The organism is Haloferax sp. ATB1, from assembly GCF_000730175.1.
Genome location: NZ_JPES01000087.1, coordinates 1 through 24089, shown reverse-complemented (window position 1 = coordinate 24089; position 24089 = coordinate 1). Strand labels below are relative to the sequence as shown.

18 protein-coding genes and 5 pseudogenes are annotated in these 24089 nt (G+C 56.1%); 7 read left to right on the top strand and 16 right to left on the bottom strand.

The window, feature by feature from the left end; translation table 11 throughout:
• Nucleotides 1-361 (top strand): hypothetical protein (locus ATB1_RS14490; RefSeq protein WP_042664933.1); only part of this gene is annotated, 361 nt, incomplete at its 5' end.
• A 124-nt stretch (nt 362-485) separates the two neighbouring features.
• Here the strand turns inward: ATB1_RS14490 and ATB1_RS14485 are convergent.
• Nucleotides 486-1511, bottom strand: coding sequence for a nitrogen regulation protein NR(II) (locus ATB1_RS14485; RefSeq protein WP_082256433.1), 1026 nt, complete (start codon nt 1509-1511; stop codon nt 486-488).
• Between the two features lie 508 nt (nt 1512-2019).
• Nucleotides 2020-2976, bottom strand: coding sequence for a hypothetical protein (locus ATB1_RS14480; protein WP_241768263.1), 957 nt, complete (start codon nt 2974-2976; stop codon nt 2020-2022).
• Nucleotides 2977-3312: 336 nt separating this feature from the next.
• Between ATB1_RS14480 and ATB1_RS20995 the strand changes: the two genes are divergently transcribed.
• Nucleotides 3313-3693 (top strand): hypothetical protein, encoded by a 381-nt coding sequence (locus tag ATB1_RS20995; protein ID WP_241768262.1) that lies wholly within the window; start codon nt 3313-3315, stop codon nt 3691-3693.
• A 102-nt stretch (nt 3694-3795) separates the two neighbouring features.
• Here ATB1_RS20995 and ATB1_RS14475 read toward each other — a convergent pair whose 3' ends face one another.
• The 3 genes from ATB1_RS14475 to ATB1_RS14465 form a co-directional block, all read right to left on the bottom strand.
• On the bottom strand, nt 3796-4098 hold the full coding sequence (locus ATB1_RS14475; protein ID WP_042664924.1) for a hypothetical protein: 303 nt from the start codon (nt 4096-4098) through the stop codon (nt 3796-3798).
• Between the two features lie 2 nt (nt 4099-4100).
• Nucleotides 4101-4538, bottom strand: coding sequence for a helix-turn-helix domain-containing protein (locus ATB1_RS14470; RefSeq protein WP_241768261.1), 438 nt, complete (start codon nt 4536-4538; stop codon nt 4101-4103).
• A gap of 676 nt (nt 4539-5214) precedes the next feature.
• The gene (locus ATB1_RS14465; RefSeq protein WP_042664918.1) at nt 5215-5403 is read right to left on the bottom strand and encodes a hypothetical protein; all 189 of its coding nucleotides are present in this window, start codon (nt 5401-5403) and stop codon (nt 5215-5217) included.
• A 320-nt stretch (nt 5404-5723) separates the two neighbouring features.
• Between ATB1_RS14465 and ATB1_RS24195 the strand changes: the two are divergent.
• Nucleotides 5724-6223: pseudogene (locus ATB1_RS24195) on the top strand (hypothetical protein).
• A 43-nt stretch (nt 6224-6266) separates the two neighbouring features.
• Here the strand turns inward: ATB1_RS24195 and ATB1_RS14455 are convergent.
• From ATB1_RS14455 to ATB1_RS14435, 5 genes and pseudogenes are all read right to left on the bottom strand, one after another.
• Nucleotides 6267-7088: an SWIM zinc finger domain-containing protein gene (locus tag ATB1_RS14455; RefSeq protein WP_042664912.1), complete on the bottom strand. Its 822-nt coding sequence runs from the start codon at nt 7086-7088 to the stop codon at nt 6267-6269.
• A gap of 139 nt (nt 7089-7227) precedes the next feature.
• The gene (locus ATB1_RS22490; RefSeq protein ID WP_198526115.1) at nt 7228-7365 is read right to left on the bottom strand and encodes a hypothetical protein; all 138 of its coding nucleotides are present in this window, start codon (nt 7363-7365) and stop codon (nt 7228-7230) included.
• A 2-nt stretch (nt 7366-7367) separates the two neighbouring features.
• Nucleotides 7368-7913, bottom strand: a complete 546-nt coding sequence (locus tag ATB1_RS14450; protein WP_042664909.1) for a type II toxin-antitoxin system death-on-curing family toxin — start codon at nt 7911-7913, stop codon at nt 7368-7370.
• A gap of 28 nt (nt 7914-7941) precedes the next feature.
• Nucleotides 7942-8930, bottom strand: a pseudogene (locus tag ATB1_RS19945) (transcription initiation factor IIB family protein).
• 127 nt (nt 8931-9057) lie between these two features.
• Entirely contained in the window at nt 9058-9705 is a 648-nt protein-coding gene (locus ATB1_RS14435) for a M48 family metalloprotease (RefSeq protein ID WP_042664903.1), read from the bottom strand.
• A 157-nt stretch (nt 9706-9862) separates the two neighbouring features.
• Here ATB1_RS14435 and ATB1_RS14430 point away from each other — a divergent pair, with 157 nt between their 5' ends.
• On the top strand, nt 9863-10660 hold the full coding sequence (locus tag ATB1_RS14430) for a hypothetical protein (protein ID WP_042664900.1): 798 nt from the start codon (nt 9863-9865) through the stop codon (nt 10658-10660).
• A 223-nt stretch (nt 10661-10883) separates the two neighbouring features.
• Nucleotides 10884-12584: an MBL fold metallo-hydrolase gene (locus tag ATB1_RS14425; protein WP_042664896.1), complete on the top strand. Its 1701-nt coding sequence runs from the start codon at nt 10884-10886 to the stop codon at nt 12582-12584.
• A gap of 67 nt (nt 12585-12651) precedes the next feature.
• On the opposite strand, the gene ATB1_RS14420 is transcribed toward ATB1_RS14425, so the two are convergent.
• Complete coding sequence (locus ATB1_RS14420) at nt 12652-13146, bottom strand: hypothetical protein (protein WP_042664894.1); 495 nt, start codon at nt 13144-13146, stop codon at nt 12652-12654.
• Nucleotides 13143-13394 (bottom strand): annotated as a pseudogene (locus ATB1_RS24415) (hypothetical protein). Before ATB1_RS24415 ends, ATB1_RS14420 begins: the two are co-directional and overlap by 4 nt.
• Nucleotides 13395-13526: 132 nt before the next feature.
• On the opposite strand from ATB1_RS24415, the gene ATB1_RS14415 reads away from it, so the two are divergent.
• Together ATB1_RS14415 and ATB1_RS14410 are read left to right on the top strand one after the other, a co-directional pair.
• Nucleotides 13527-13823 (top strand): ribbon-helix-helix domain-containing protein, encoded by a 297-nt coding sequence (locus ATB1_RS14415; RefSeq protein ID WP_042664891.1) that lies wholly within the window; start codon nt 13527-13529, stop codon nt 13821-13823.
• Complete coding sequence (locus ATB1_RS14410) at nt 13813-14097, top strand: type II toxin-antitoxin system RelE/ParE family toxin (RefSeq protein ID WP_042664888.1); 285 nt, start codon at nt 13813-13815, stop codon at nt 14095-14097. The genes ATB1_RS14415 and ATB1_RS14410 overlap by 11 nt, the downstream gene beginning before the upstream one ends.
• A 649-nt stretch (nt 14098-14746) precedes the next feature.
• Here ATB1_RS14410 and ATB1_RS14400 read toward each other — a convergent pair.
• From ATB1_RS14400 to ATB1_RS14385, 4 genes and pseudogenes are all read right to left on the bottom strand, one after another.
• Entirely contained in the window at nt 14747-15994 is a 1248-nt protein-coding gene (locus ATB1_RS14400; protein WP_042664884.1) for a hypothetical protein, read from the bottom strand.
• Nucleotides 15995-16311: 317 nt separating this feature from the next.
• A pseudogene (locus tag ATB1_RS14395) lies at nt 16312-20660 on the bottom strand (primase-like DNA-binding domain-containing protein).
• A pseudogene (locus tag ATB1_RS14390) lies at nt 20653-22856 on the bottom strand (VirB4 family type IV secretion system protein). Before ATB1_RS14390 ends, ATB1_RS14395 begins: the two co-directional pseudogenes overlap by 8 nt.
• Complete coding sequence (locus ATB1_RS14385) at nt 22849-23970, bottom strand: hypothetical protein (RefSeq protein WP_042664879.1); 1122 nt, start codon at nt 23968-23970, stop codon at nt 22849-22851. The pseudogene ATB1_RS14390 and the gene ATB1_RS14385 overlap by 8 nt, the downstream one beginning before the upstream one ends.
• Between the last annotated feature and the right edge of the window lie 119 nt (nt 23971-24089).

Genomic DNA, 24089 nt, shown 5'->3' with positions numbered 1-24089 from the left:
AGAATATTTCGAGGAAAGGACAAACGGCAATCTTCGGAGCATCGTGAAGTACAACCAAGACAGTCACGACGTCGTTTACTTGCGAGATGACGTGGCTGACCGATACACAGATGACAACATTAAAAAAGCGGTTGACGAGTCACGGCTGGATTCGTTGACTGCACCGGTCTACAAGGACACGTTTGCAGAGGACCACGGCGAATTGACGTGCTTGGTCCAGTGCTTCGAGAACGTCATCGAGATGAACTTCGTCCTCCGAGATGGGGTCGGCGCAGCTATCGCTTTAGACGCAGAGGCATTTGCGGAGACTCAAGGTATCGTAGCTGAGGCCCGGAAGATCGTCATCGAAGAGCGTGAGTAGTCTTCTGTACCCAAGAATGTGAACGATGTGAGAATCGAGCTTCTTCCTTGCTTCGAACATCGCAGCAGTACGAGGCCGTCAGAGATGCTCTCGAAAAACTAACTCAGCAGGCGTCGTCCAACTCTCACCACGTGATCTCAAATCGTGCGCCACCTTCAGAACCCGTTGTAACGGCAATATCCCACCCATGGCCCTCGACAATTTGAGAGACGATCGAGAGCCCATAGCCAGTTCCGTCAGCAGTTGTCGAATATCCGTGGTTAAATATCTCTGACCGAGTCGGTTCAGCGATTCCGGGTCCGTCATCTTCAATATAGAGTCCCGTATCGTCAGGGAGGCTTCCAACAGTCACAGTCGCCCCAGTACCAGCATGTTCAACGGCATTGCGGAACAAGTTCTCTAGTAGTTCCTGAAAACGACTCTTATCCGCGGCGATCACTCCGAGATCATCGTCTAGTTGGAGCGCCGCTTGCTGGGTCTCAACACTACTCCACGACGCATGGAGACACTCACGGATATCAACCAGCTCGGTCTCACCAACGACTTCGCCTCTTTTTGAGAGGGCAAGAATGTCGCTGACGAGATCATCAATTCGAGCGAGTGATGCTAAGGCCCGCTCCAATTCAGGACTCTCGGACTGTTCATGGGCGATCTCAGTATACCCGTACGCGATAGAGAGTGGGTTCCGAATATCATGTGTTAAGATGTCGGCGAACTCATTCAGCCGGTCCTTCTGCTCTTGAAGCTGCGATTCTCGCTGTCGCTGCTCGGTGATATCCCGGATGATGCCAGTAAAATACTGTTCCCCATTGTGTTCGTGTTCACGAAGGCTGATAAGCGTCGGAACTTCGTGTCCGTCCTTGTGCAACGCCGGGAGCTCGATCCCATCCCAGTCGATATTGCGCTCTCCTGTCGCCACATACGAGGCTAATGCAGCCACGTGGACTGGTTCTAAGCGCTCTGGGATGATTTTCATCTTCGAACTCCCAATTAACTCAGCGGGTGCATAGCCGAGGATGTCTTCAACGGCTGGATTGGCATACACGATATTGCTGTCCGAGTCGATCGTCAACATCCCTTCAGCTGCATTTTCGACAAGTGTCTGGTAGAAAGCATCGGCAGAGGTTGGAGGTGGGTGATTGTTATTCATGTACGGTTACTATGAGTATTCAGTACTCACGGGCTCTTCAGGATGTTGCTGCGAGGTTGACTATATCTCAGTTGAGGATTGATTACGATCCGACCCGGAGTGAAAGGGAAAGAGGGGACCTTCTGACGTGTATCAGGCCGGGCACCCTGAGACACGCCAATGCTGGTGGGTTAGAGGCACTCAGCACGGTCTAGTCATTCACCCAACTGCCGTGGATTCGAATGTGAAAACATGGAACGTGATCTGACGATATAAACGTGCTCGCGCTGTTGAACAGCCTTTCCGATTACGACACAAGACACAGAAATTGTTCGGCGAGATGTCGTCGAGACCCACAGCCGCAGTGTCTCAAACGGCTCTGTGCAGAGTACTGGAAAGAATATATCGAGGAGTATCTGGGGCGGGATTTCGATGGTTGACTCGACGAGTCCGAACTCACCCAATTGGAGTTGGTTAGGCCGGTCAGCCTCGATTCATACAGCTGTTAATTGAATGCGAGGGTGACGAGTCAGCGGCGACGCCAGGCGATGTATCCTCCCACTACAGCAATAATGGCCACGATAGCAGCTATCGATTGATAGACTGTTGTGGCGGGATTTCGCCGTTCGTCCCAATCTTCCATCCAGTCCTCTTCGAGTGATTCGGCCCGGTCTTGGACATCGTCGAATTCGAAGTCGTCGAGGTCGAATGCGGCGGTTTGGTTTGCAGCGACGGTCGACTCGTTATGGACTCGCCAGAAGTGTTGTGCGGTCTCGTTTCCGCGTTCAGGGACTGACGAGACGTTCATCGCGATGGTCTCACTGGTGCTGGCCACCTCACCGAGTGGCTCGGCAATACTGTCAAATCCGAGATGATCCGAAACGTCGCTTTTCGCGTCGAGTGTCGCTGCGTACTGGGCGTAGAGCCGCTGGGGATCGACATCAGTTCCGTTCTCCCGCTGTTCGAGCAGGTCGATGAGAGCTGTCGCATTCGACCGGTACGCGGTCGAAGCGTTCTCGAAGGAGCGAAGTTGCGGGTGCAGTTCGCGTGCGGTTTCATTGAATTCGGTGATCTGGGGTGCTGCCTCGACTGACGCGTTATAGACCGTCGTCCCGTTCTCGCGGACTGTTTTCATCCGCTCCATATACACAAGCGTCTCGTTGATTGCAGTGGCCGTCGATGATACGTTGGCTGCTGCCGTACTGGTGTTCTGTGACGTCGTGCGGAGTTGACTGATGTCCTCCGCTCCGAGGTCTTGGACGGCCCGTCGTTGTGCGAGCGCTGTCAGGACCGCTTCAGCAGTCGATTCCGAGGTGACACGCTCACCACTCGTGTAGATGTCGATGCCACTGGCCCAAGAAAAGACGTTCTTGTGTTCGTAGACGCTGTACTGTTGTCCGTCAACGGTGATGTCCGCAATGTGGGTTGAATCTTGGTCCAGTAGTACTGGCTGGGGATCTGACGCTCCCTGCGCAAGGGCGCCCATTGGCGTTGCGCCCACCAAGAGCATTATGACTACGAGGCTAGTAACAAGTTTTCTTCCGTTCATCGTCCACGTGGGACCTCACATTGTGCTGATAAGGAAGGAAACGGAGAGTTAGATATACCGAAACTGTGGGAGCCACCAAGATGCCAGTCACTATGTGGTACCTAGATTTCCGAGAGTAAAACTATGAACGAGGAATTTTGACTCATCTCTGCTTTCGACCCGGTAGCAAGGCCAACCCACTCCAAGAAATCGATGTGGATATTTTGTCGTCTCACGTCATGACTCTCATCACTACTAAACGCGATGACTACTGAGGGTGTCTGGATTAATTAAATGTCTGGCCGGCTCACAACGTGGCGAGGAAATGCCGCGAGGGGTCTTGTTGTTCTTGCTCTTCTTCTCGTCATAGCGTATGTTGTCATATGGATATATCGTGTGCTTGCAGGTTTCCCGGTATTGAATGCTGTGCAGCCACCAACCGTTCGCGTCGCAATTGTCCTCACCGGGTTCGCTGGGTTCGTCTTGGACACCAGCTCATTAATGCGGACGACGATTGAAACAATCGTTGAAGCCACACTGGATATGCTCATAAATCGTAACTTTGGGTTTCGAATCTCTATAACGCCTCGAAAATGGGAATCAAGACAGTTGTTGACGGCACTGACCACCTACGCACACCAGTACGAGTTCAAAGGTAGCCCGGAATGTATGTGACCGATCATCGAACGCACCCCACCTACGACAATTGATTAATCCAACGGATGACGTTCACCCAAGTCCGGAACATAGCGTCCGACAGCCTTCGGTTGTAAACAATCAGTAGCGAGACAGAGCATAGAAAATAACGACAAGTCCTGCAGTAATAAGCAGGCTGTCAAGCGTTTGAAGCGCAAGCGATTCACGGGCGGCAAGATTGTAGTCCTGCCGAACACCGAGCTGATAGATGATGTCGAGGAGGCCACCGAGAGTGATGAGTGCGAAGCCTCCTGCTGCGAGGCGGAGGCTGTATTGTTGGACGCGAAGGTAGGCACGATAGCTGAGCGCGGTCAAGCTTCCTCCGGCGATGAACAGGAGTGAATTGGCTACGAGGAAACTCCAGAATTCCGGCGGCTCAGCCATGGTTATCCACCACTGAGATCAGACGACGAACTATCACGGTGACGAGAGTTTGTGTTCGTATCGTTTGAGGCCTCTTTTGCTCCCTTTTCGAGGTCGTTCCAGAAATCCGTGAACTTGTCAGAGTAGTCTTTCTTGAGCTGGATATCGATATCGAACTGTCCTTCGTCAACCTGGAACCGTGCCTCCTTGAGACTCGTTCTGAATCGTTTGTAGTGATGGCCCTCATCGTCAAGTTCCAGCTGTTCGTCCAGCATATCGTATTCCTGAAGTGCGTGAATCCGTCGGTAGATCGTTGGCTCCGAGACCCCACAGTGTTCGGCAAGTTCGGTTGCTGACAGGGGTTTGAGGCTGGCTAACGCAAGAATTTCCCGAGCAACCTCGCTCCCGAGGATGTCAAACACGTTCTCTGGCTCCCATTCTTTGCTCACAGTCCATGCCACCTCTGCGTTGCTTCCCCGCGTATGTACGATTGAGGGATCTGATTCATGGTCCGAAGACGTCCCGCAACCGTTCGTATTCAGTTTTTGCTACGGTTGTCGTATCAATCTTTCCTAATAGTGTCGGGTTCCGTAGTGGAAAGGGGCAGGGGTGGGGAAGGGAGCTACAGACGAGGAGGTGGGCGCGACGATTACATCGTGCCTATGACCACGTTCTTTTCCGCCCTTTGGGGCATCGTGATACCCGTGTTTCGTCGAGGATACCCAGATACCATTGATACCCAGGTTGGGTTTTGAGTCCGTTCCTTGTTAATGGGACTCTGGGCTTCGCTATCCGAAACCGTGCTTAATGGAGATACCATTGGCGAACGATTGCACGAATAGTGCCCGTGCAGGATGTCATATCGAAGCTTTCACTTCTAGACGAAATGCTGACTGAGTTTGTTCGTTCTGTTCGCCAATGGATGTCCGAAATCACGGTCTCGGATGAAACCAACATCGCCCTTGTTGCGATCGGTGTACTGCTCGTCTTCGGGTATCTTTTCGTTCTCTCCCGTCGACGAGGATTGCCCCACGCCATTTGTACCGGTAGGAGTCCGGCGCTCGATGCAGGACGGCTCGCGCACCGGTCTCGGTGTTCCGATACGCAAATGTCGGTGAGCTGCTCTCGCGACGCCAGTTAGGAGTCTGCGTGGGCGTCCGCCCCGGCTCCGTCGCCCGGCCACATGAGAAAGCTCACCTCTTCCAAGAGATCTCTCGCGGTCTCGACTCGCTCTCGATCCGCCTCGTCCAACCGGTCGACATCGAGCCGGTTGAGATTGCTGAGGACACGGTGCATCCGGTAGCCTTGCTTGAACTGTTGGTCCATCGGAAGCGCCTCACCGCTCGCCGGCGCGGAAAGACTCCCAACCGGGACTGGCGTCGGGGTTGGAGGAGGTAAGATCTTAACCAACGAAACTCGGTGATACCCGCAGTTGGTCTTTTCAGGAGGAATGCGATAGCCCTCTTATCGACGAGTAGGGCGACGATGGGGAACAAGGAATCCAACGCCGCTCTCTCATTGTAGCCTGAAAAGACCAAAGACTGTTGGTTAATCAATATCCAGTACTAGTGCTACTCGAGACTAGGGCCGTAGCGATCAGAGCCACACATCCGGCACTTCCAGATCGGCTGTCCCGTCCACGCCTCATCCGGGATCGACTCGTGGGACTTGAACCGATACTTCGTGAACCCCGGTCGGTTAACTAGATCAGCGAGCAGGCCGCGCCGCCTGGAGCACGACCAACGAGGAGCACCAGGCGCTCGTCGACCAGGGCCAGCTGCGCCGCGTCGAGGCCGGCGAGACGACGCGCTACCAGCCGGACTACACGCGACTGCTCTTCGAGGAAATCTGCACGCTCATCGAGGAGAACACGCGCGAGGAGCTGCGGAACGAATTGGTCGCGATAACCGAGGAGATCGAGGAGTGGCAGGCGACCTACGACATCGAGACATGGGAAGATTTCGAACAGTCGCTCGCCGACGGCGACCTCGCAAGTGGCGAGCTTCGCGAACGCCGCGACGGTATTGGACGTTGGGAGGAGTACCAGGAAGACCGCCGACTCATCAAGCACGCGTTAGCACTCTACTCGGATGTCGAAGCCCCTCGGGAACAGATGATCGATGTGGCTGACCGTGACACAAACTAATTTTCGCGGTCGTCGAACCTGCGGGCGTCATAGGGCGACACAGCTATTCGTCGGACTGCTCGCCCAGCTTCTCTCGAAGCTCGACCGCGGCCTTCTCGAAATGTTCCGCGAGGAGCGGCGTTCCCGATGTCGCCCGCTCGTCGAGGAATGCGACGGCGTCAGTGATTGCATCAGCGTCCCGTTCTGCGGTCGTGACACAGTCGACATACCCGTCGAGTGCCCGACTGAACGCACGCGAGAAGTGGTCGTACGCGCCGTCGACGCGCTCCATGTTGTCGTCGAGCGACTCAACGAGTGCCCGGTAGACGGTCGCCGCCGACGCGTCCCGCTCCTGCTCGCGGTACTCGCTCGCGAGATCGAACCACTGCGTGAAGTCGATGGGCTCGAAGACGACGGGGTACTCAGGGTTCGTTTCTTCGAACCGCCGGTCGATCGCGGTGCGATGCTCGTCGACCGACTGGCTCGTCGGCTCGCCAACGCGGGCGAGAAACCGATCACGGAGATCCGTATTGGTCGCGAGTTCGTCACGCAGGAACGCGCGGAGTTGGTCGGCGTCGGCACCGTCAAGTGTGGCGTCAAGTCGATCGCCTTCGTCTGCAGGTGGGTCGTCGACACACCGAAGCAACACGGCGACGACGTGCTTGCATGCTCCCGGCCCGTCGTACGGACAGTCGCACCACGGGGCAAACCCGTTGGTGGCGAGGTCAACACGGACATCGTACTGACGGCTGCCGCTCACGACTGCGGTTACAGTGGTGTCGATGCGGTGAATTCCGTGGATACGGCCCTCCTCACGGTATCGTTCGCCGCGTTCGAAGACTGCGTCCGTGCAGACATCTCGAACTGTGTCCTCAGTTACGTCCATGTGTGTGGACGATGTTCCAGCGCGAACGGGAAAACCGATACGTCGATCTTGCTTTCGCTCCGGGTCGGAACAGTCTCACTCTGAGAGATGCCACATTACTGTTGTAGGACTACGTAGAACCCGCAGCTTAGAGGGAGTCCTACTCGGTCGCGAGTTCGTCGTAGATTTCCTCGTGCTCGTCGAGGTCCTGGCGTCCGAGGAACCGGATGAGGTACTGCCGTGCTTCCTCGGGGGACATCTCATCGGGAACCTCGGGCTGCTCACTTTCAGCGGCCATACTTACTCTCCACTATGGGGTTCATGGTCATAATCGTTCGGTTCGTGTGATTCCTGATCGACTGTGTCGTGCTCAGTGGGTAGCTGGTCTATGCCTTCAATACGTGACAGCCAGAGGTTGATGGTCGCCTCGTACTCCGGGGCAAGCGGCTCTGTGTGTGCTCGGAGATACTCGATCACATCGTCCTCATTGACACTGCTCTCATCTGTCGCAAGCGCTTTCAGGATCTCTTTGATCTCCCGATCGTAGTCAAAACGGCGGCCATTCAAGGCGTAGAAAATTCGAGTCGACATGAGCGCCGTTCGCTTGTTGCCATCGACGAATGGGTGATTCGCCGCAATGAGCCGCAGCAGTTGGAATGTCTTCTCATGGAGTGATTCGGGTACCTGACCGAAATGGCCTTCTTGAATATGTTCAACTGCGTATTCGATATCGCCTGGCGAAGAGATACCAGCGGTCGTCTCCGCATTTGACTCCACGATCAACTCGTGGATGTCACGGATATCAGCAGCCGACAAATAGCTGATTGACTCCGATTCTTCGTCCATTATTGATATCCTTTGTTACAATGCATATCTAACCTCTGCTTTCTGCAGATGCCTCTCGTTTCTGTGTAGTGCTCTTGGTGCCCACTTTTTGTTTACCATCCAACTGTTGTAGTGTGTCTCGATGGGTTCGAACCGTTGTCGGTGAGATGTTGGCGGTTTCTGCGGCCTCGGATTGCGTCAGCCATCGCCCCTCCTCGCGACCGGCCTTGTAGAGACAGGCCGCTGCGAACCCGGCCGGATGGACGCCCGTCGTGACGCCGTGCTCCTCGGCCTGCTCCGCGAGCGTTCGGGCCCGCTGTCGGATCTCGTCGGGACACTCGAGGTCCGAGGCGAGTCGCGGCACGAACATGCTTGGAGAGACGGGCTCGGCAGGGAGGCCCAGCTCTTCGTTCAGCGTCTTGTACGCGTTCGTGACCCGTGCTCCGCGACGCGGGCCATCTCGCTGACATCGTCCACTAACCGCGAGAGACCGTTGCACCGACAGGCCCCGTAGACGCTGGCCGCGACGATGGCCTCGATGGATCTGCCACGAAGCAAATCCTCGTTCTGGGCGCTCCGGAAGAGCTGACACGCCTGGTCGCGAACCGAATCGGAGACTCAAGGGCACTCGTCAACCGGCGCACTTCGCCCAAGCCGTGTGCGAGATTCCGTTCCGCTTTCGACCGCCAGCGACCCCGGGTCTGCTCACGGCGCATCCGTGCGAGTCGCCGTCGCTTCTGCCCAGAGAGTTCGTTTCCCTTCGCGTCGGTGCCGCGACCGATCTCTGTCGACAGGCCGCGATCGTGGCGGGCCGCAGTGAGTGGGGCGCCCGTTCGCTCGCGCTCCTCGTCGTCGTACGTACGCCACTCCGTCCCGTGATCGATACGCTGTTCGTCGATGACCAGCCCACAGTCCTCACAGACCGTTTCGACCGCATTCGTGGTGACCTGGCCGTCGCACTCGGGACACTGGTTCGCACTTGATTCCGTTCGGACGTCTTCGTCGAATCCGCTCTCCGTAGATGTCTCTGGTTGCCATCGTTCTCACCGTGTTCAGGGAACCCGCCAGTACAGCGAGCCCCTCACCCATAGAGGGGTCAAAAGAAACCTACCCCCAGTACTACCTATTTTGGATGGTTTGGTGAATCCGTAGACGAGTTAATGAACTACGCTGGGTACAGCGTCTTCGCTCGGGCTAAGAATCGATGGAACTTGATCACGTTTTCGGGATCAGTGTACTGTATCTGGTTCACGATCCTAACGTGAAGCGAATCACTCCCTTCTTCAGAGATTTCATCGTATGCGGTAAGGAACTCCTCCTCACCCATACTCCGGAGCGCGTAGAGATCAGCTGCTAACTCCTCAAGACGGGCGGCACCCACCATGAGCAGAATGAGTATCAAAGATACTCCAGCCATCATCGCTACCGGTTCGATAGTGACTCCAAACGGAATCAGAAGTGAGTACCCGAGGCTCTGTAAGAAATAGTAGATCCCGATGGCCCCATTGAGTATTAAACCCCAGAATAAACCTCTGAAAACAGGAAGACGATTAAGATGCCCCTGTTCATGCCGATAGACGAGTTCGGCTGCCTCGTCTGACAGATTATCCATCCGCTGCTTATTCAGAATAATCGTACCGACTGGCGTTGCCTGTCCAAACGCAACAGAGTTGCTTTCGAACCAGTACACATCTTGGTCGTCGCTATATCCGTTGAAACTACTGACCGATTCTACTGGTCCGTGATACAGACGAGCGAAAGCTCGTGTGAACAAGTCCCGAAACCGGTTTGAAACGCGGTCAACAGCCTGCATATCCTAACTATTCGTCAGATTAGTATAAAAATTCCATCCCGTGAGCCGTCCTTTTGCGTAGTCACAGCAGATTTTAGATTCTCCCACAATTCAGGAAGTCTCCTAGCCATGTCGCCTTGAGGTATATCTATGTGGCTCTTGGCTGAATCTGGTCAATATGCAACGGGACAATCTCATGTTGGCAGCTGCTGTGGTGGGTGCCGTAGTTTTCCTTGCCCTCTCTCTTACGTTCCTCTACTTACTGTCGCCGTATGCGGATGCATCGAACAATCTCCAGCTATTGAGCATTGGACTCAATTTCGTTACCTCGGTATTATTGATCGGAATCTACGGTGTCTTGGCAATTAGACAAGGCAGCCAGAATGAACTGCAGGAAGGCCAGCAGAAATTGATGGAAGCCAGCCACGAACCGATACTCCAGGTCCTTGATGTCGACTCCTACGACCAATTTCTGTGGCCGAAGATACGGAACATCGGAAACGGACCGATGAAAGAGATGGGCGTCAAGCTGCACTTCTACGTTGAAGACGAGGGTATCACTGTAGACTCAGATGGTGACCCGTTGACCCATTCCGCAGACTCTGACGCTGTTGATCTACCTGTTGGAGAAGCAGCTGAAATCGGAAGCCTATCTCCTGGACAAATAGGTAAACTTGCAGCAGCCGTCCGCACACCTCGACTGGGTGAAGAGGATGAGGGGCGTCTCGGCCATCTAATGAACGATTTTGACGAAAGGGATATTGAGGAAGTTGTGTATCAAATCGAGATATACTACGACCACTTGATGAGGACGAAGGGAACTGGTCGCCACTTCCTCAAGCTGCGGAAGGTAGAGGTGCAACGCCATCTTGGTGTCGACCCAATGATTCAGCACGGAGAGGAATACACGCAGCCAGAACTCTTCGACATCGCGCCCAACTTCAGAGAGCCGAGAACCTACTACGACGAGGTCTAATCAAGCGATTTTCTGGGAGATATCCAAGACCGGCTCTTCAGAGCAAGCACCGCAGGGACGAGGCGCGCAGCGAGTCGCGGTCGTCGAGCGTCCGGGGGCTTTCGGGATGTTGAACTCATGATCGCAGTCGCGCCACGCCAACTGTCTCTGTCTTCGTATGGTTCTTTTCTTCCGTCAATTGTGGAATGATATATGGTCCGTCCCTTTGTAGGACTGGACATTAATGCACATCCAGTTTCAGCATGCGAATCCACATTCCGGTCGTGAGTCGCTCATCCTCCGGTTCGACGGACTCCTCGCCGACCAGACCGTCTGTGTGCTCGTTGATGCTGGAGCAGATGTCGATACGACCACGCTCCTCGACGAAGACGCCGGGGAGTATCTCACCGCAATTTGTTTGACGCACGCACATCTTGACCACTACCAGTCTCTGGGGACGAATCTCAGTCATGGACCCCCGATATACACTGGGGATGGTACTGCTCGAATTCTCGAAGACGTCCTCGAAACGGGGCGTGAACACCACGGCTTTACACAGACCGAAGAAGTCCTCAATCGCCTCGAACCGATCACCTCGTGGACACAGATTGCGCCGGGACTTCGCGTCCACCCCGTTCCGGCAGGTCACACTCCAGGTGCGACAGGCTTCCTCTTCGAGGTCATCGACGACGACATACGGCGAACGATTCTCGTCACTGGCGATTTTACGACGCGACGGGCAGCTGGTTACCCTGGATTCAACCTCGACCTCCCCGTCGAAGTCGACACACTCGTCCTAACGGCGGCAACGAACGACGAGTTTGAACCAACACTGACCGACGCGATTGGGACGATTCTCGAACGAGCGCGTGCTGGGTCAACTGTTCTCACTACTGCGAGTGGTCTGACTGGGGTACAGACCGCCTATCTCCTCGGGCACCTCACAGACCAATGGGACGACCCGCTGCCAATCACTCTCGTTGGACACGCAGCAAAACTCTATGAGAGTCTCGAATACACTGTCCCGAACGTTACTACGACTCCAGAATTTAGTTCTCCGACCGACGTTCTCACAGCGGGTAGTGTCACGATTGCCGGCCCAGAAGTCCCAGTCGGTGGCAGCTCGAAGCGACTCTTCGACTCGATTCGCGATGACCCCGGTGCAACGCTTGTCCAACTTACGAGCGGCCCGAGCGACCCACTGTCGAGTGCCACCTGCACGACGCACCACTTCCCGCTCAGCAACCACCCAACAACAGATACTATCGACGCCGTTGTCGACGCATTTGCGCCCATCCAGACGATTATCACGCATCAACAAGGTTCCGCTGCAACCCAGTACAAGGACAAGTATGACAGTTTCGTGTGGGCCACCGACGATACTGACTGCTATACGCTATTGGACGACGCTGGCTGGACACCACCACCATGGGTGACAGAGCAGACAACTCGTCAGGTACGGGCAACAGCCACGACCAATGGGTCATTACTCACCAACGGCTCGGCTGAACTCGAATACTCGCTGCCCATCACGACCCGTTGTAACGACGTCGACCTCGCCGCCGAAGGGTTAGACCTCGAACAACTCCGCACACAAATCCCATCACGACCGGGACCACGGCTGTCAAACGGTGCTCCCGAGACGAAAGCTGATGAGACGCCCTCGATGCCAGCGGAAACGAACTCCGAGTCCCGGTCACCCGAAGACACTGAGACAGCAGAGACACAGACTGTTGAGCAGTCACTCGCAGCGATTGACGAGCGCCTTGGGAGAATCGAGTCGGCAGTCACTAGTCGAGAACTCACCGCACACGTTGTTGACGCAGGTAATGGGACGATTCTACTCCGGGTGGACGATCCATCTGTAGACCTTAAGCATGGCCAGGAACTTCGAGTCCGCCTTTCTAGTCGGGACTTGGACACAGATGCAGCGACCGATCAGTAACTGGCTCGGATTCTATCGCCTCACTGGATGCCAAACAGCTCTAAGAACTCTAATTGGGTGTACTGTGTTACGGAACTTCGTAGCCACAGTTCGGACAGAAGCTCTCGTCGCCGTCCAGCAAAGAGAGGCACTCGACACAGAGACGGTTGCTCGGAGAGGCGGCGATATCTTCCAAGAAGTCCATTGCAGTCCGTGATTCAGCATCTAGCCGATAGCCGTCAGCGTAGCCCGGGAGTGTCGAGGCCCACCGAACGGTACCCCCATCATCAACGACCGAAATGTTCCCGGCGATGTCGAGTTTTCCGTAGCGTTTGAACGCCTCTGACGGCGTCTGCTCAATGACTTGGTTCAGCTCACGGTTACGTTTAAGATCGCGCTCGTAGACGTCTTCAGGCGTCGGGTATCGTACTTCGCCTGGAAAGTCTGTGATTAGCCCATGCTGTTCGTCAATCCGGTCGATCTCTACTGTGATGCCGTACTCGTCGTGAAGCGTTTTCAGGAGTCGGAGCGCATGGTCATGCCACTCCGAGATTTCTGCATCGGCGTAGTAGCGGAGAATCACGCACTCAGTCCCCAGCGGACGTCATCTTCAACGGCCTGTAATTCGTGCTCCGCACGCTTGACGCGGTCTCGACCGACGAAATCGATGGCTGTCTCTCGGTCGACTCCGTCGTTTACGTGTTGTGAGATCATAAGCTCTGCCTAGAGATCTTCGACACCGCGTTCCAACGCTTGTTCGAGGATCTCCGACTCGGTGAAGCCCCGCGCTTCGGCGATTTCTTTTACCTGTTGGTTGAGATCCGTGTCCATGGGTAGACGATTACGCTATCATGATGTGGATACGTACAGACCAATCTTTCGACGACACCAAGAATTCGATCAAGGCAATCAGGTAGTTCTTCGGAGAAAGCTTATGTCTACACGGACGCATAGCACACGTATATGTCCGATGCTGATACAGGGTCCAGCAATAACGGCCCAGAGATGGTGCAGATAAACCTCCGGCTAAGCAAAGCCTTCCTCGAAGACATCGACGCAACGTGGGAAGAACAGGGGTTCAACTCACGGAGCGAATTCCTTCGCTACGCTGCTCGTGACGCCATCAAACATCCCGAATTTTCGCGAGAAGGATGGAAGCAAATCGCAGCGAGCGAACACGACCTCCGGTCCGGTGAATCAGATTTAGTCTCGCGAGACGAAGTCCTCGAAATGATGGATCGAGACACGGATGGTGAGTGAGGAAGACTGGACGTGGAAGTTCTCACCACGCGCTGCGAACCAATTCAAAGGGCTCGATACGCACGTTCAAGACCGGATCATCTCAAAGCTCGACGAGATTGTCGACTCAGAGTGGCGAGATCCTGACGACTTTGTTGAGCCGTTAACTGGTGGGCCATTCTCGAAACTCCGTATCGGACAGTATCGTCTGGCTTGTGTCTTGGACTACGACGAGTCAATCCTCGAGGTCCATCGAATCGAGCACCGAAGCGGTGCGTATACTGCCGACGATTGAACTTCAGAACAAGAAGCATCAGTATCTCAAATTAGCGGCTGGTTTTTGAGCAATGAAGTATCCTCAGTTCGGGAGTGATACGACTATCTTAACCAACAGAATCGAGATGGTGTTGCCTCTCGTTGGTTAAAATTGCCGATTGTAGAGTTGCCGCACCGGCTTCACCCTGAACACGTCGGTCGACTCAACAGGAACGCTGTAACTACGGTCGGTCGCGAGTGAATCAATCTGCGAAAGTCGGTCTATTAACTCGTTGCGTACAGATTTCCGGCTGATTGTCGTCTCATGCCACCCCAGACGCTCGTCGTAATGACGTTTGTAGAACGTCTCTGCAACGTCATCAACTGCGATGAACTGCGTCCGTTTTGTTCCCCACACGTTCGATGAGACGTACTCCGCACCAACGTCCTCGTGAGTGAGTTCGACGAGAACACACTCAACAAACGCGACAATCGAAATGTAGTGACGGTTATTTGGGACAGTCAGTTGGAAGTTTGACCACGGAGAACTGGATTGGTTCGAATTATTCAGCGGTCTCTCGTTGCTACGTGTGTGTTGCTGTTGCTCAGAATGCATACGTTGTCTCCAGGGCACACAAGTTGCCCCGTCACCCCTAACGGGGCTACAAAACAGAGACAGCTATCAGATACTACTTGGAGTTCTCGCTGAACAAGCGTCTCGTTCGGCCGAGTAGCGAGGTATTGTCTGAGTTGTCTTCGCTGCCACTGGTTCGTTGTTCTTGTTCACGATTATCCTCACCACTACCTGCCGAAGGCTCTGCACTGAGGTCCTCAAGCTGGCTTTCGAGTTCTGCGATACGCTCGTCTTTCTGTTTAATCGTCGCCTCAAGCTCGCTCACACGGGTAGACAACAATTGGTTCTTCTCGATGAGGTAGGCGTTCTGGCGGTTCGGTTCGTCGATACCCACGTCGGTGGTCTCAGGCTCTGTTTCTAGCTTCGACTGCGTCGATTCGTTTCTTGGACTGGGGTCGTAGAACTCCGACGTCTGCTGGACTGCTCGCTCAATGGTTTTCTCGCCGTATGTCGACCCGTCTGCATAGTGGACTTCGTCCCATTTCTCGCGGTACAGCCCCGACTCCCGAAAGAGGCGGTCCATTTGTGGGTGGTCCCCGCCCGTCCAGAACGCGAGTAGACAGCAAAGTGCCATATCTGCCTCCGAGTGGCTCTCGTATCCACTCGTCTGGCCGCGCCACAACCGGTCGAACTTCTCACCGTTCGCTGCTTCCCTCGCTTTTGTCAGCACAACCTCGTCATTGAGGGCAGGCTCACTCGCGTCATCACGTGCTGCTGTGGGTGGTGTTGCACTCGGTGGCTCCGTTGTCGACGCAGTATCGGGCTGGACGTATTCACGATGGATGTCGACAAGTGCATCCTGCCGATGTGTGATCGCTGTCGGCGTCCCCGCAACGTGGGCACCGGTTACTGTAAAGAAGCGCGCCGTATCGTAGCACTCGACACTCCCGCGGCGATTCCGCCCTGCAGGGAGTTTTCCTGCAACGAGGATGTGGAAACCCGTTCCCGATGGCGACACCTCCGTGTAGGAATCTAGCTGTGTGATTATCGCCTGTGCGTCGTCGTCAATCGTACCCGTCTCGGGGTCTCGACAGTCGTCTAAATCCACACCGACAAACGGGTCGTCATCGGTGAACACAAACCCAATCCCATCAGCGTCGTCTGACTCGACAGCCGCAACCGCAGTATTGAGATCAGACCATGTCACAGAATCAGTTGCCGAACCGAAGCCGCCAGTTGCAGGGTTGACGGGGACCTTCGTCGCTTTGTCATCTCGCATCTCACTCCGCCAGCAAACCCACTGCTCACGCTCGCGAAGTTCGGGTGGCAGCTGGTCTATATCGAGGTCAATTTCATCACACATTCGTTGTTCCTCGCTGACTCGCAGTCATCTCAGAGTCCAAATACGTCTGCATTGTCTGGTCACTTTGACAATACCCAGTTCCGACGGGGTCCCCCCTGTCTATACTAGTCGGATTCTGTCGTAACCGACAATCCGAATCTGTCCAAGATACGCCGTTCAGTTCCGCTATTATCCGAATTCTATCGTAACGGCTGTCGTAACTCTGGGCGATACTATCGTAATCTGTCGTAACCATCCGTCTGAACACTCCTTCGGCCGATTTCTTGTTGAATCGGCCGTTGTTCGTCTGACCGGGGACAAACGCTGACAGACCAGTATCAGTCATTAGATAGTTCCTCCCGAGTAAGAGCAAGCCCATCGTAATGACGAGTTGTGGCATTCCCTTCTTTCTTGACCGTGCTATCGAACTCAACGTGCTGTCTCAGCCGGCGTGTGAACCACCGCTTTGAGTCCGGTGAAAGCCCCTGTTCAGTCACCCACGACTGATAGCAGTTGTAAACCCGTTCAGAGGAGACAGATCCGTGGGCTGTCTCACGGAGGAACTCCTCTGCAAAGCGGCCCACAACAGCATCAGGGTCGTCTGCAAGCTCCGATACGTCGACCAGAGACTCGTCCGACTCGTCTGATGTGAGGGTTGCGGCTCTTTCGGCCGCTGCGGTATTGGATTGGGTTGGCTGTGCGACGAGATCCAGCTCCGAGAGTTCATTCAAGGGCCGTACTGTGCCGTCCCGATAGATTACTGCGTCACCTTCGTCCCGAAGAATGACGATAAGATACTGCTCACTACTGAACCTTGGATACGGCAGTTCATCTTCGGGGACGAATGGCCGCTTGAGCTTGGTCCAGTCAGCAGTAAACCCCTCTTTCGAGTCATAGACATACTGCTCGCCCTCCGCGTAGACGACGTACTCGTCAGCCGCGGAGTCATAGCTGTAAACCGCAGGCAGTCGGCTCTTCGAGAGTTCGTCTAATGACTCAACTCGAAGCAGTTCACTCCCAGCACCGTCTTCCAAAACAAGATCCCCATCAACTCGCGACCAGATTGTCTGTGCGCTCTCAGGCGACACGGGTCGAAGTGCCGTCAGACCACCCTCCTCGCTCGCACCACCATTGAACGAGATCGTTGTATCAGTCGTATAGAACCGCGTGTCTCCTGACTGGAGTTCACGAAGCGGTGGCGACAGCACCTGTTCGACACGTTCTGCCCAGTAGGGTTCCGGCTCACCAGCCCGAACGACAAACATCGGGATTTCCCCCGCCTCCTGTGCTTTGCGGAGGTTCGTGAGGACTTTCGCAGGCTTCCCTGGCGTTGTCGTCTCGACCTCGATGGCAAACGGAGCGTCAAACGCAGGGTGCGTCGCACGCCCATCCGGTTTCTCGCTCCCGTCTTGGCTGAGTATCGATACTGTACAGCCATGGGTCGTCAGTTCTGCTTCGATCTGTGCAAGAGCAGCGTCATGCTTCGAACTACCAGCAGATTGGACTGCCCCAGTGTCGGGGGAAGCAACCGCTTCGCCCGCTTCAGTAAGACGAATCACGAGTTCGTCTTGGTCGAGGTGAACCGTCGTTTCAAGGAAGCGAGAGCGCTGGCGAATCGTCGATAGTTCGTCGTACGTCGGTGCATCACCACCTGATTCGTCACACAGACGGCGGAGTTCATCATCAACGGTTTCGACTGAAACCCAGCCGTTTGCCTCACGTTCGGACAGCCGAAGTTGCACCGCTCGAACGACTTTCGCAAGAGCCGTGTCGAGTTCCCCATCAGTAATGTCAAGCGTGGTACTGAGTTCGTCGGGGAGTTCTGTCGCCGGTGCCTCAGTCGTGGTCACGCCGTACGTCTCGTCAACGCGGCCCTGCATCCGACTGAGCGTCTCACTAAACCGAGACTCTTCACTTTCGGTAAGAGGACGGTCGCTCTCAGGATGCCCATCCGGAATCGGCAGCGGAGCGAGACTGAACGGATACGGCCCAGTCTCACCGAAGATCGGACTTGGAAGATTCGCAATCCACTCACCACGCGGAAGTGACCGGATTCGGTTCGCGAACGCTGTTGGGTCCATCTCCTCGTGAGCCATCGCCCTAGCGAGCTCACGGTCAACGTTGATCTTCCCCACAATCGGACTCCCGATATTGTTGAGGACGTTGAGATAGGCGCGCCGCCCCCCTTCCGCTTTCATTTGCTCGGGGAACTGCATCGAGAGCCCGACTGACAGCCGGAAACTCCGCCCTTGCTCGAGTAGTGTATTCATGACATCCGAAACAGCAACCGACGCTGCCTCATCAATCAGGAGATTAACCACGTAATCGTCCGGCCGCTTACCGACATCCTGGTTCTCTTCTTTCAGGGCGTCCTCGAGGTTGGTCAGAATCACACCGGTCATGACGCGAGCAGCATCCTCACGGAGATCACCCAGATCAAAGAGAATCACCGTATCGTCGTCGATGACATCGCGGAAATCAAACCGTGGCTCGGTGTTGTTGAAGATTCGACGCAGGTGTGTGTCATCCGAAATAACTGAAAGACGATTGCCGACACCACCCAACACATTCGAGAAGGTCGTCTTGTCTGCCTGTAACTGTCGTCGGAGTGACCGCGAGACAGCCTCGTCACTCGATTGCGGGGCAGCACTCAGATCTGGCTGGGGTGGCCCTGCCTGCCAAAGTTGATCAAGCGCATACTCTAACTGCCGATGAGCGAAGTAGTCCGCTGACTCGCGATACTGGCCGTTTTCGCGACCATGCGTCTCATCGAACAACACTTTGATCAGCGACTTAATCAACCCAGGTGCGACTGTCGCCCGCTCGTAGCGGTCAACCCCCATAACGAGTTTCAGAATTTCCTCGTAGTGGTCGGCCTTTCGCTGGACAGCGTCTTCCCGCCGGAGTCCATTTTCAAGCGACGGCTCGAGATTGAAAAACGAGAAGCCGGGGAGGACGTCTGGGAGAGAGAAGTAGATAACATTCTCTCTGAGGTCGTCCAAGCCGAAACGCGCAGCATGCGCACGCATGTAGTTCTCCGCCATACCGTCGCCCTTCGGTTCGATGAGAATCGACGGCCCAGTCGTCGTCTCGTAGAGTGAGAGGAGTTCATTGATCTGTGCCTTGGACTTACCGGCCCCAGTCGTCCCAAACCGGCCATAGTGTGTCGGTAACAGTCCGGGAGGTATTCGAGTCGGTTGCTTCTCCGCTTCACCAGTCTCATCAAGCGCGTAGCCGATTGCCATGCCCTCACGGAACTCGCTCATGAGATCCGGATTCGGACGGGCAAGCGGGTTCCGGCTCTGTTGCTCAGCACGCGTCCCACGAGAACCCTCCATTGTCAATCGTTCCGACGAAGGGACAACCACGAAGTTCGCAAGCTCAGCGCCACAGAGAACCAACTCCGGCCGGGTCTTACCACGTCCAGTCGTTACCTCTCGCGAGAGGAGTCGCTGGAGCGCTGCTCGCGCGTTTTGTTCTTTCTTCGATTGTCGGAAGCCACGATCTCGAAGTCGCGTCGCTTCGATCTCGTAGAACGGGCCGTCGAGTGGGTCAAAGACCGGCGCGAGTGACGACAGACGGTCATCAAGCGCGTCGCGACCAGCCTCACTCGTTGGCACCCCAATCGCCCGGATGTTCGTCGTGTACGAGCGTTTGGGATTGACTGCATCAATCGCATCAAGCCGCTTGACGACGATGTCACTCAACTCGTCACGAGTCCGCCGCTCATACTCTAGTTCGGGGTCGAGCAGGTCGCCAAGGATTTTCTGCGACAGCGTATCCCGTCCATCATTCAAGTCCTCTTTGCGGAGTTCCGCATCCGCTTGCCAGCTCTCCCGGCGCTGAAACACGACTTGGAACGCGAGCGGTTCGCGTGCATCGTTCAGATGGTCGATCAGCGACGCAAGCACAGCACCCGGTTCGTCGACCGCCGGCAGCGTGCTCTCGTCGGGCGTCGCCGTCAGCGGTGTCAACGACGACATCCAATCCTGTTTCCGAACTGCCGACCCACACCACCGCACGCCCTGTGGTGAAACGGTGTCGACCGCGGGGCGGGCGAGAATCGTCCCGTCTGCGGCGACTGTCGGCTTCTCGACCGACGTGGGCGAAACCTCGTCAGCGAGGGAGTCAGTCGTTTCGAGTTCGACAACTATCTCTCCAACCGACACCAGTCCGTCCGCCGTTCTTCCACCCACGTCATCAGCGTCCGTCGGTGAACCCTCAGGCTCGGTGCCCTCCATTGCACCGCCGTCTGGCGTCGCGTCCGCCTCGGCATCTGCAGTCGAGTACTGCTCGTCGTCGGTGAACTCATACTGCAGGTCACCCTGCTGGTACCGCTCGACGAACTCCTCGTGAGACAATGCAACCGGGTGAATCAGCTTCGACGCGACGTCCACCTCGACACGCTCGATGTCGAACGTTTTCGGATAGATCGACCGAAGTCGTCTTCGAGTGTCCCAAGATAGTCGTCGGCTCCATAGTAGAACTCAACCGGCGCATCTTGTCCGGTACTGAGTGCGAGGAACTCGAAGCACGGTGGGGTCGCGGATGTAAACGGGTTGAGTTTCGACCACAGCCCCGAGCTGTCAGGAGTCAGTTTGTGGAGACTCTCGAGCGTTTTCGGGATGCCACGAGGAGTAAGTTCCTCTGAAGTGGGTGTCACGCGAAGATACTCACGCTCACGCATCGTCGTTACCTCCAAGCTGGCCGTTGTCAGTTGCTGTTGAATCAGTCTGCATGTCTTGTGACTCTCCGTTTGCTTGCTGCGCTAACTCCGTCCGAAAGGTCTCAATCTCGGGTGAGACCGCCGTCTCACCAGCACCGGGCAGCGACGCCCGGCGCTGCTCGGTCGGATCGAAGTCGATGACTTCCTTCTCTTTGGGCATCGCTTCGACTCTGATACCACGCCATTCGCCGTCGACGCCAACGAGTGCCTCAGAGAAGCCGGCGTCTTCGTTCCCGGGAACCGCGTCCTGTACGTACCGCATCTGGGCGTGATTCAGGCCGAACTCGTCGGCCCATTCCTTGTCCATCCCATCCAAGCGATGGAACTGCTTGACGGCGCACTGGTCGAGGATGGCTTCGGACTCGGCGTGTTCGAAGAATTCGTCGACGGTCTGGGTGACCAGCCGAATCGAGAGATCGTGATGGCGGTGGTGTCGGAACACCGTTTCGAGGAACGCCAGACTCGCGGCGTCCTGCATGATGTACCGCGCTTCATCGATCACGAACACGACCTCTTTGTCTGTCTCTTTCGCTCGCTCGTAGACGAGCGAGATGAGCAACTGCATCGTCAGCGCCGTACTGCTGTCGACGCTGCCTTCTTGCTGGGCGAGGTCGAGATAGATGACTTCCTCGTCACGGATGTCGAACTCCGATTCCTTCCCGAGGTTCGCGTAGCGGCCCGCTTCTTCGAAGGGCCGCAGTTGATCGATTAACCACGTCGCATCGTCGCTAAGTTTCTCAGCTTCTGCGTCCGACCGAACCACGAACGACTCGGGGTCGTCGACCATCTCTTCGAAGACGTCCAGCATCTCTCGAATCGTCGGGCTCGGGTTGCCGTGTGTCGTGATATCATCAGTAATGCCATGACGCTCGTAGGCGTGTCTGAGTCCGAGTTCGAGTGTCGTTCGCCGGTCACCGAGTGAGATGCCGCGGAGAGCGAAGAAATTCGTCAGGAAGCTCATCGCGTCGTCGAGCTTCTCGTTGAACGGACTCGCGTCTTCACCCATTGCCCGTTGGACGTGTTCGGGCGTCTGGCGGATTTCGAGCGGGTTCAACCCGAGCGTCCCACCGACGGTAATGCGCTTGGCGTCGAGCGCTTCGGAGACGCCCGCCCAATTGTTGAGCGGTTCGAGAATGATCCCGATGCGGTCCTTGCTCTGTTCGATCGACCGGATGAAATTCTCTTTCGCACCGAACGATTTGCCAGAGCCCGTGTCGCCGACAGTAAACATCGCATAGCCGTTATCGCGGGCGAACGGGTCGATGACGACCGGACTCTGGTTGTCCTTGTGAATCCCGAACTCAACGCCGCCTTCTTCGAGAATCGTCGCGTTGTGTGGCGACGCTAAGAGGGACCCAACAGCGCCGCCGAGGGCAATCGACTCCCGACCGAACACGTTGTCGCCGATTGGGGCGGCGGACTGGAGTGCGAGATCCTGCCGGCAGATAGCCGTCTTCGGCGTGAGGTTCGCCGGTTCGTCACGGAGCGCACTTTTGACTGCTCTGACAGCGTCTCGGAGGTTGTCCGTGTCGTCGGCGCGGACGGTGACGAATAGCCCTTGGTCGAACACACTCGCGCCGCTCTCGACGGCCTTGTACGTCGCCGCTGCCTCGTTGGCTCGCTCTTGGAGGTACTCACTCCGGACGCTCTGTTCTAAATCAGCGTCGACCTGGAGGTCGTCCGCGATGTCCTGTAGTTCGTTTCGTGCGCGTTGCTGGTTCTTCGGCGTGATGTGCGCCGTGAGGTCGAACTCGACGTCAGTCAACTCGAAGAGGTCACTCAGGTAGCCGTCATTCGGGTAGTCGGCGTAATCAGCGATGTACAGCGTCGTCGTCCATTGCTCACCGACACGGGCAGCTCGTGTCTCCCATTCGATTGCCGCCGGTGCTGTCGCCGTCTTGTGTGACTCCGAGATGTCGTCGAGGAGTTGGCCTTCTGCGTCACCCGCTTCGAGGGTTTCCTCGTCGAGGACATCCGAAAAGTCGACTTCCAGCTCGTCGTCGGTGCGGTACCGCTGCCAGAGGGCTGTCCCGCCGACGCCGAGGAGCATGATGGTGCCCAGATAGAGCGCTGCACCTTCGGGGGAGGTTGGCTGTTGAGCCACTGGGTGAGCTGCGTGAGAATATCACGACTCGCCTGCAACGGGAGGTTACGCATCGAACGCCTCCTCCCGGCGTGAGCGACTGAGAATCGGCTGTTCGCGAATCACGTCTGCTTCGGTCTCGAAATCGTGTTCCTCGCCGTTCCAGAAGTCCATGTTCAGGACGAACAATTCGACCGTGCTGAGTCGGTGTGCGGACCAGCCGGAGGCCTGCTGAATGAATTCGGAACGGACGTCTGTGATCCGGTCATCGAGCTTTTCGAACATCTGAGCGCGGCGTTCGACATCGGAGAGGTCCGCACGCCGGGTGACGAACGGGTTGAACAGAATGCCAATCACGGGGAACTGCGTCAGCTTTTCAGCCGGCGTTCCCTCGTCACGGTATCGGTCGTAGACTTCGAGTGGCGAGACTTCCACGCCGATGTAGTACCGAACTTGCTGAATGCCGCGGTCACGCATTTCTTTGGGCCGCGTCTCCCGATACTCCTCGAGGAGTTCCCGGAAGATCGGGTTCTGTGTGACGTCCTCGTCGGTGAGTCGCTCCTCGATCGTCTCGGTGATCTGTTCGACCGGGAATGACCGGGTTGTTGCGTGGAATTTGAGCTTCGAGTCGAGTTCTTTGTTGGCGAACTCGGCGCCGGCATCCTGGAGTTGGGCCCAGTCGTCGGCCATCGCGAAGTCCATGTTCCCCGGGTCGATTTCGATGAACGCCTCCATCGCGCCGTCAGTCCGCTGAATCGCGCCGGCGCCGGGCCACGCTCGCTCGATATTCGTGAGGTCTTGGGTTCGCTCGTCCGGCGTGAATGGCGTGTAGTTCGCGAGTCCGCCCTCGTTGCGTGCAGTTTCGTTCGCTTGGCTGTCCGAGTGTTCCGGCGCACTCAACGTAATCCGGGGCCGTTTGACGTATCGATAGACGTCTTTCGTCCACGTCCACGCGTTCAGATGGTCGGGGGTGACGTAGACGATGGTCGCGCCCATCCCGAGGCCACTTGCGATAAGCGGGACGGCGAGTGATTCGATACCCGTGAGGCCGGCGAGGAGCAACCCACAGATGGGGAGAGCGATGAGGATGCCGACGTCACCTTCTTCGATGTTGAGGTAGGGGATGCGACTCGCTTCGCCAAACTGGTCCATGATACGCCGGGCGGCTGTGTCTTGGTCTGTCGACATGGTTAGTGAGTGCGGGGTTCGTTTTCGGTCCGCCGGTACGACGGCAGTCCATCGCTGTCATCAGCCGAGTCACGCTGTGCGGCTGCTCGCTGGGCGAGGGCTTGGCCGGCGGCGGCTTT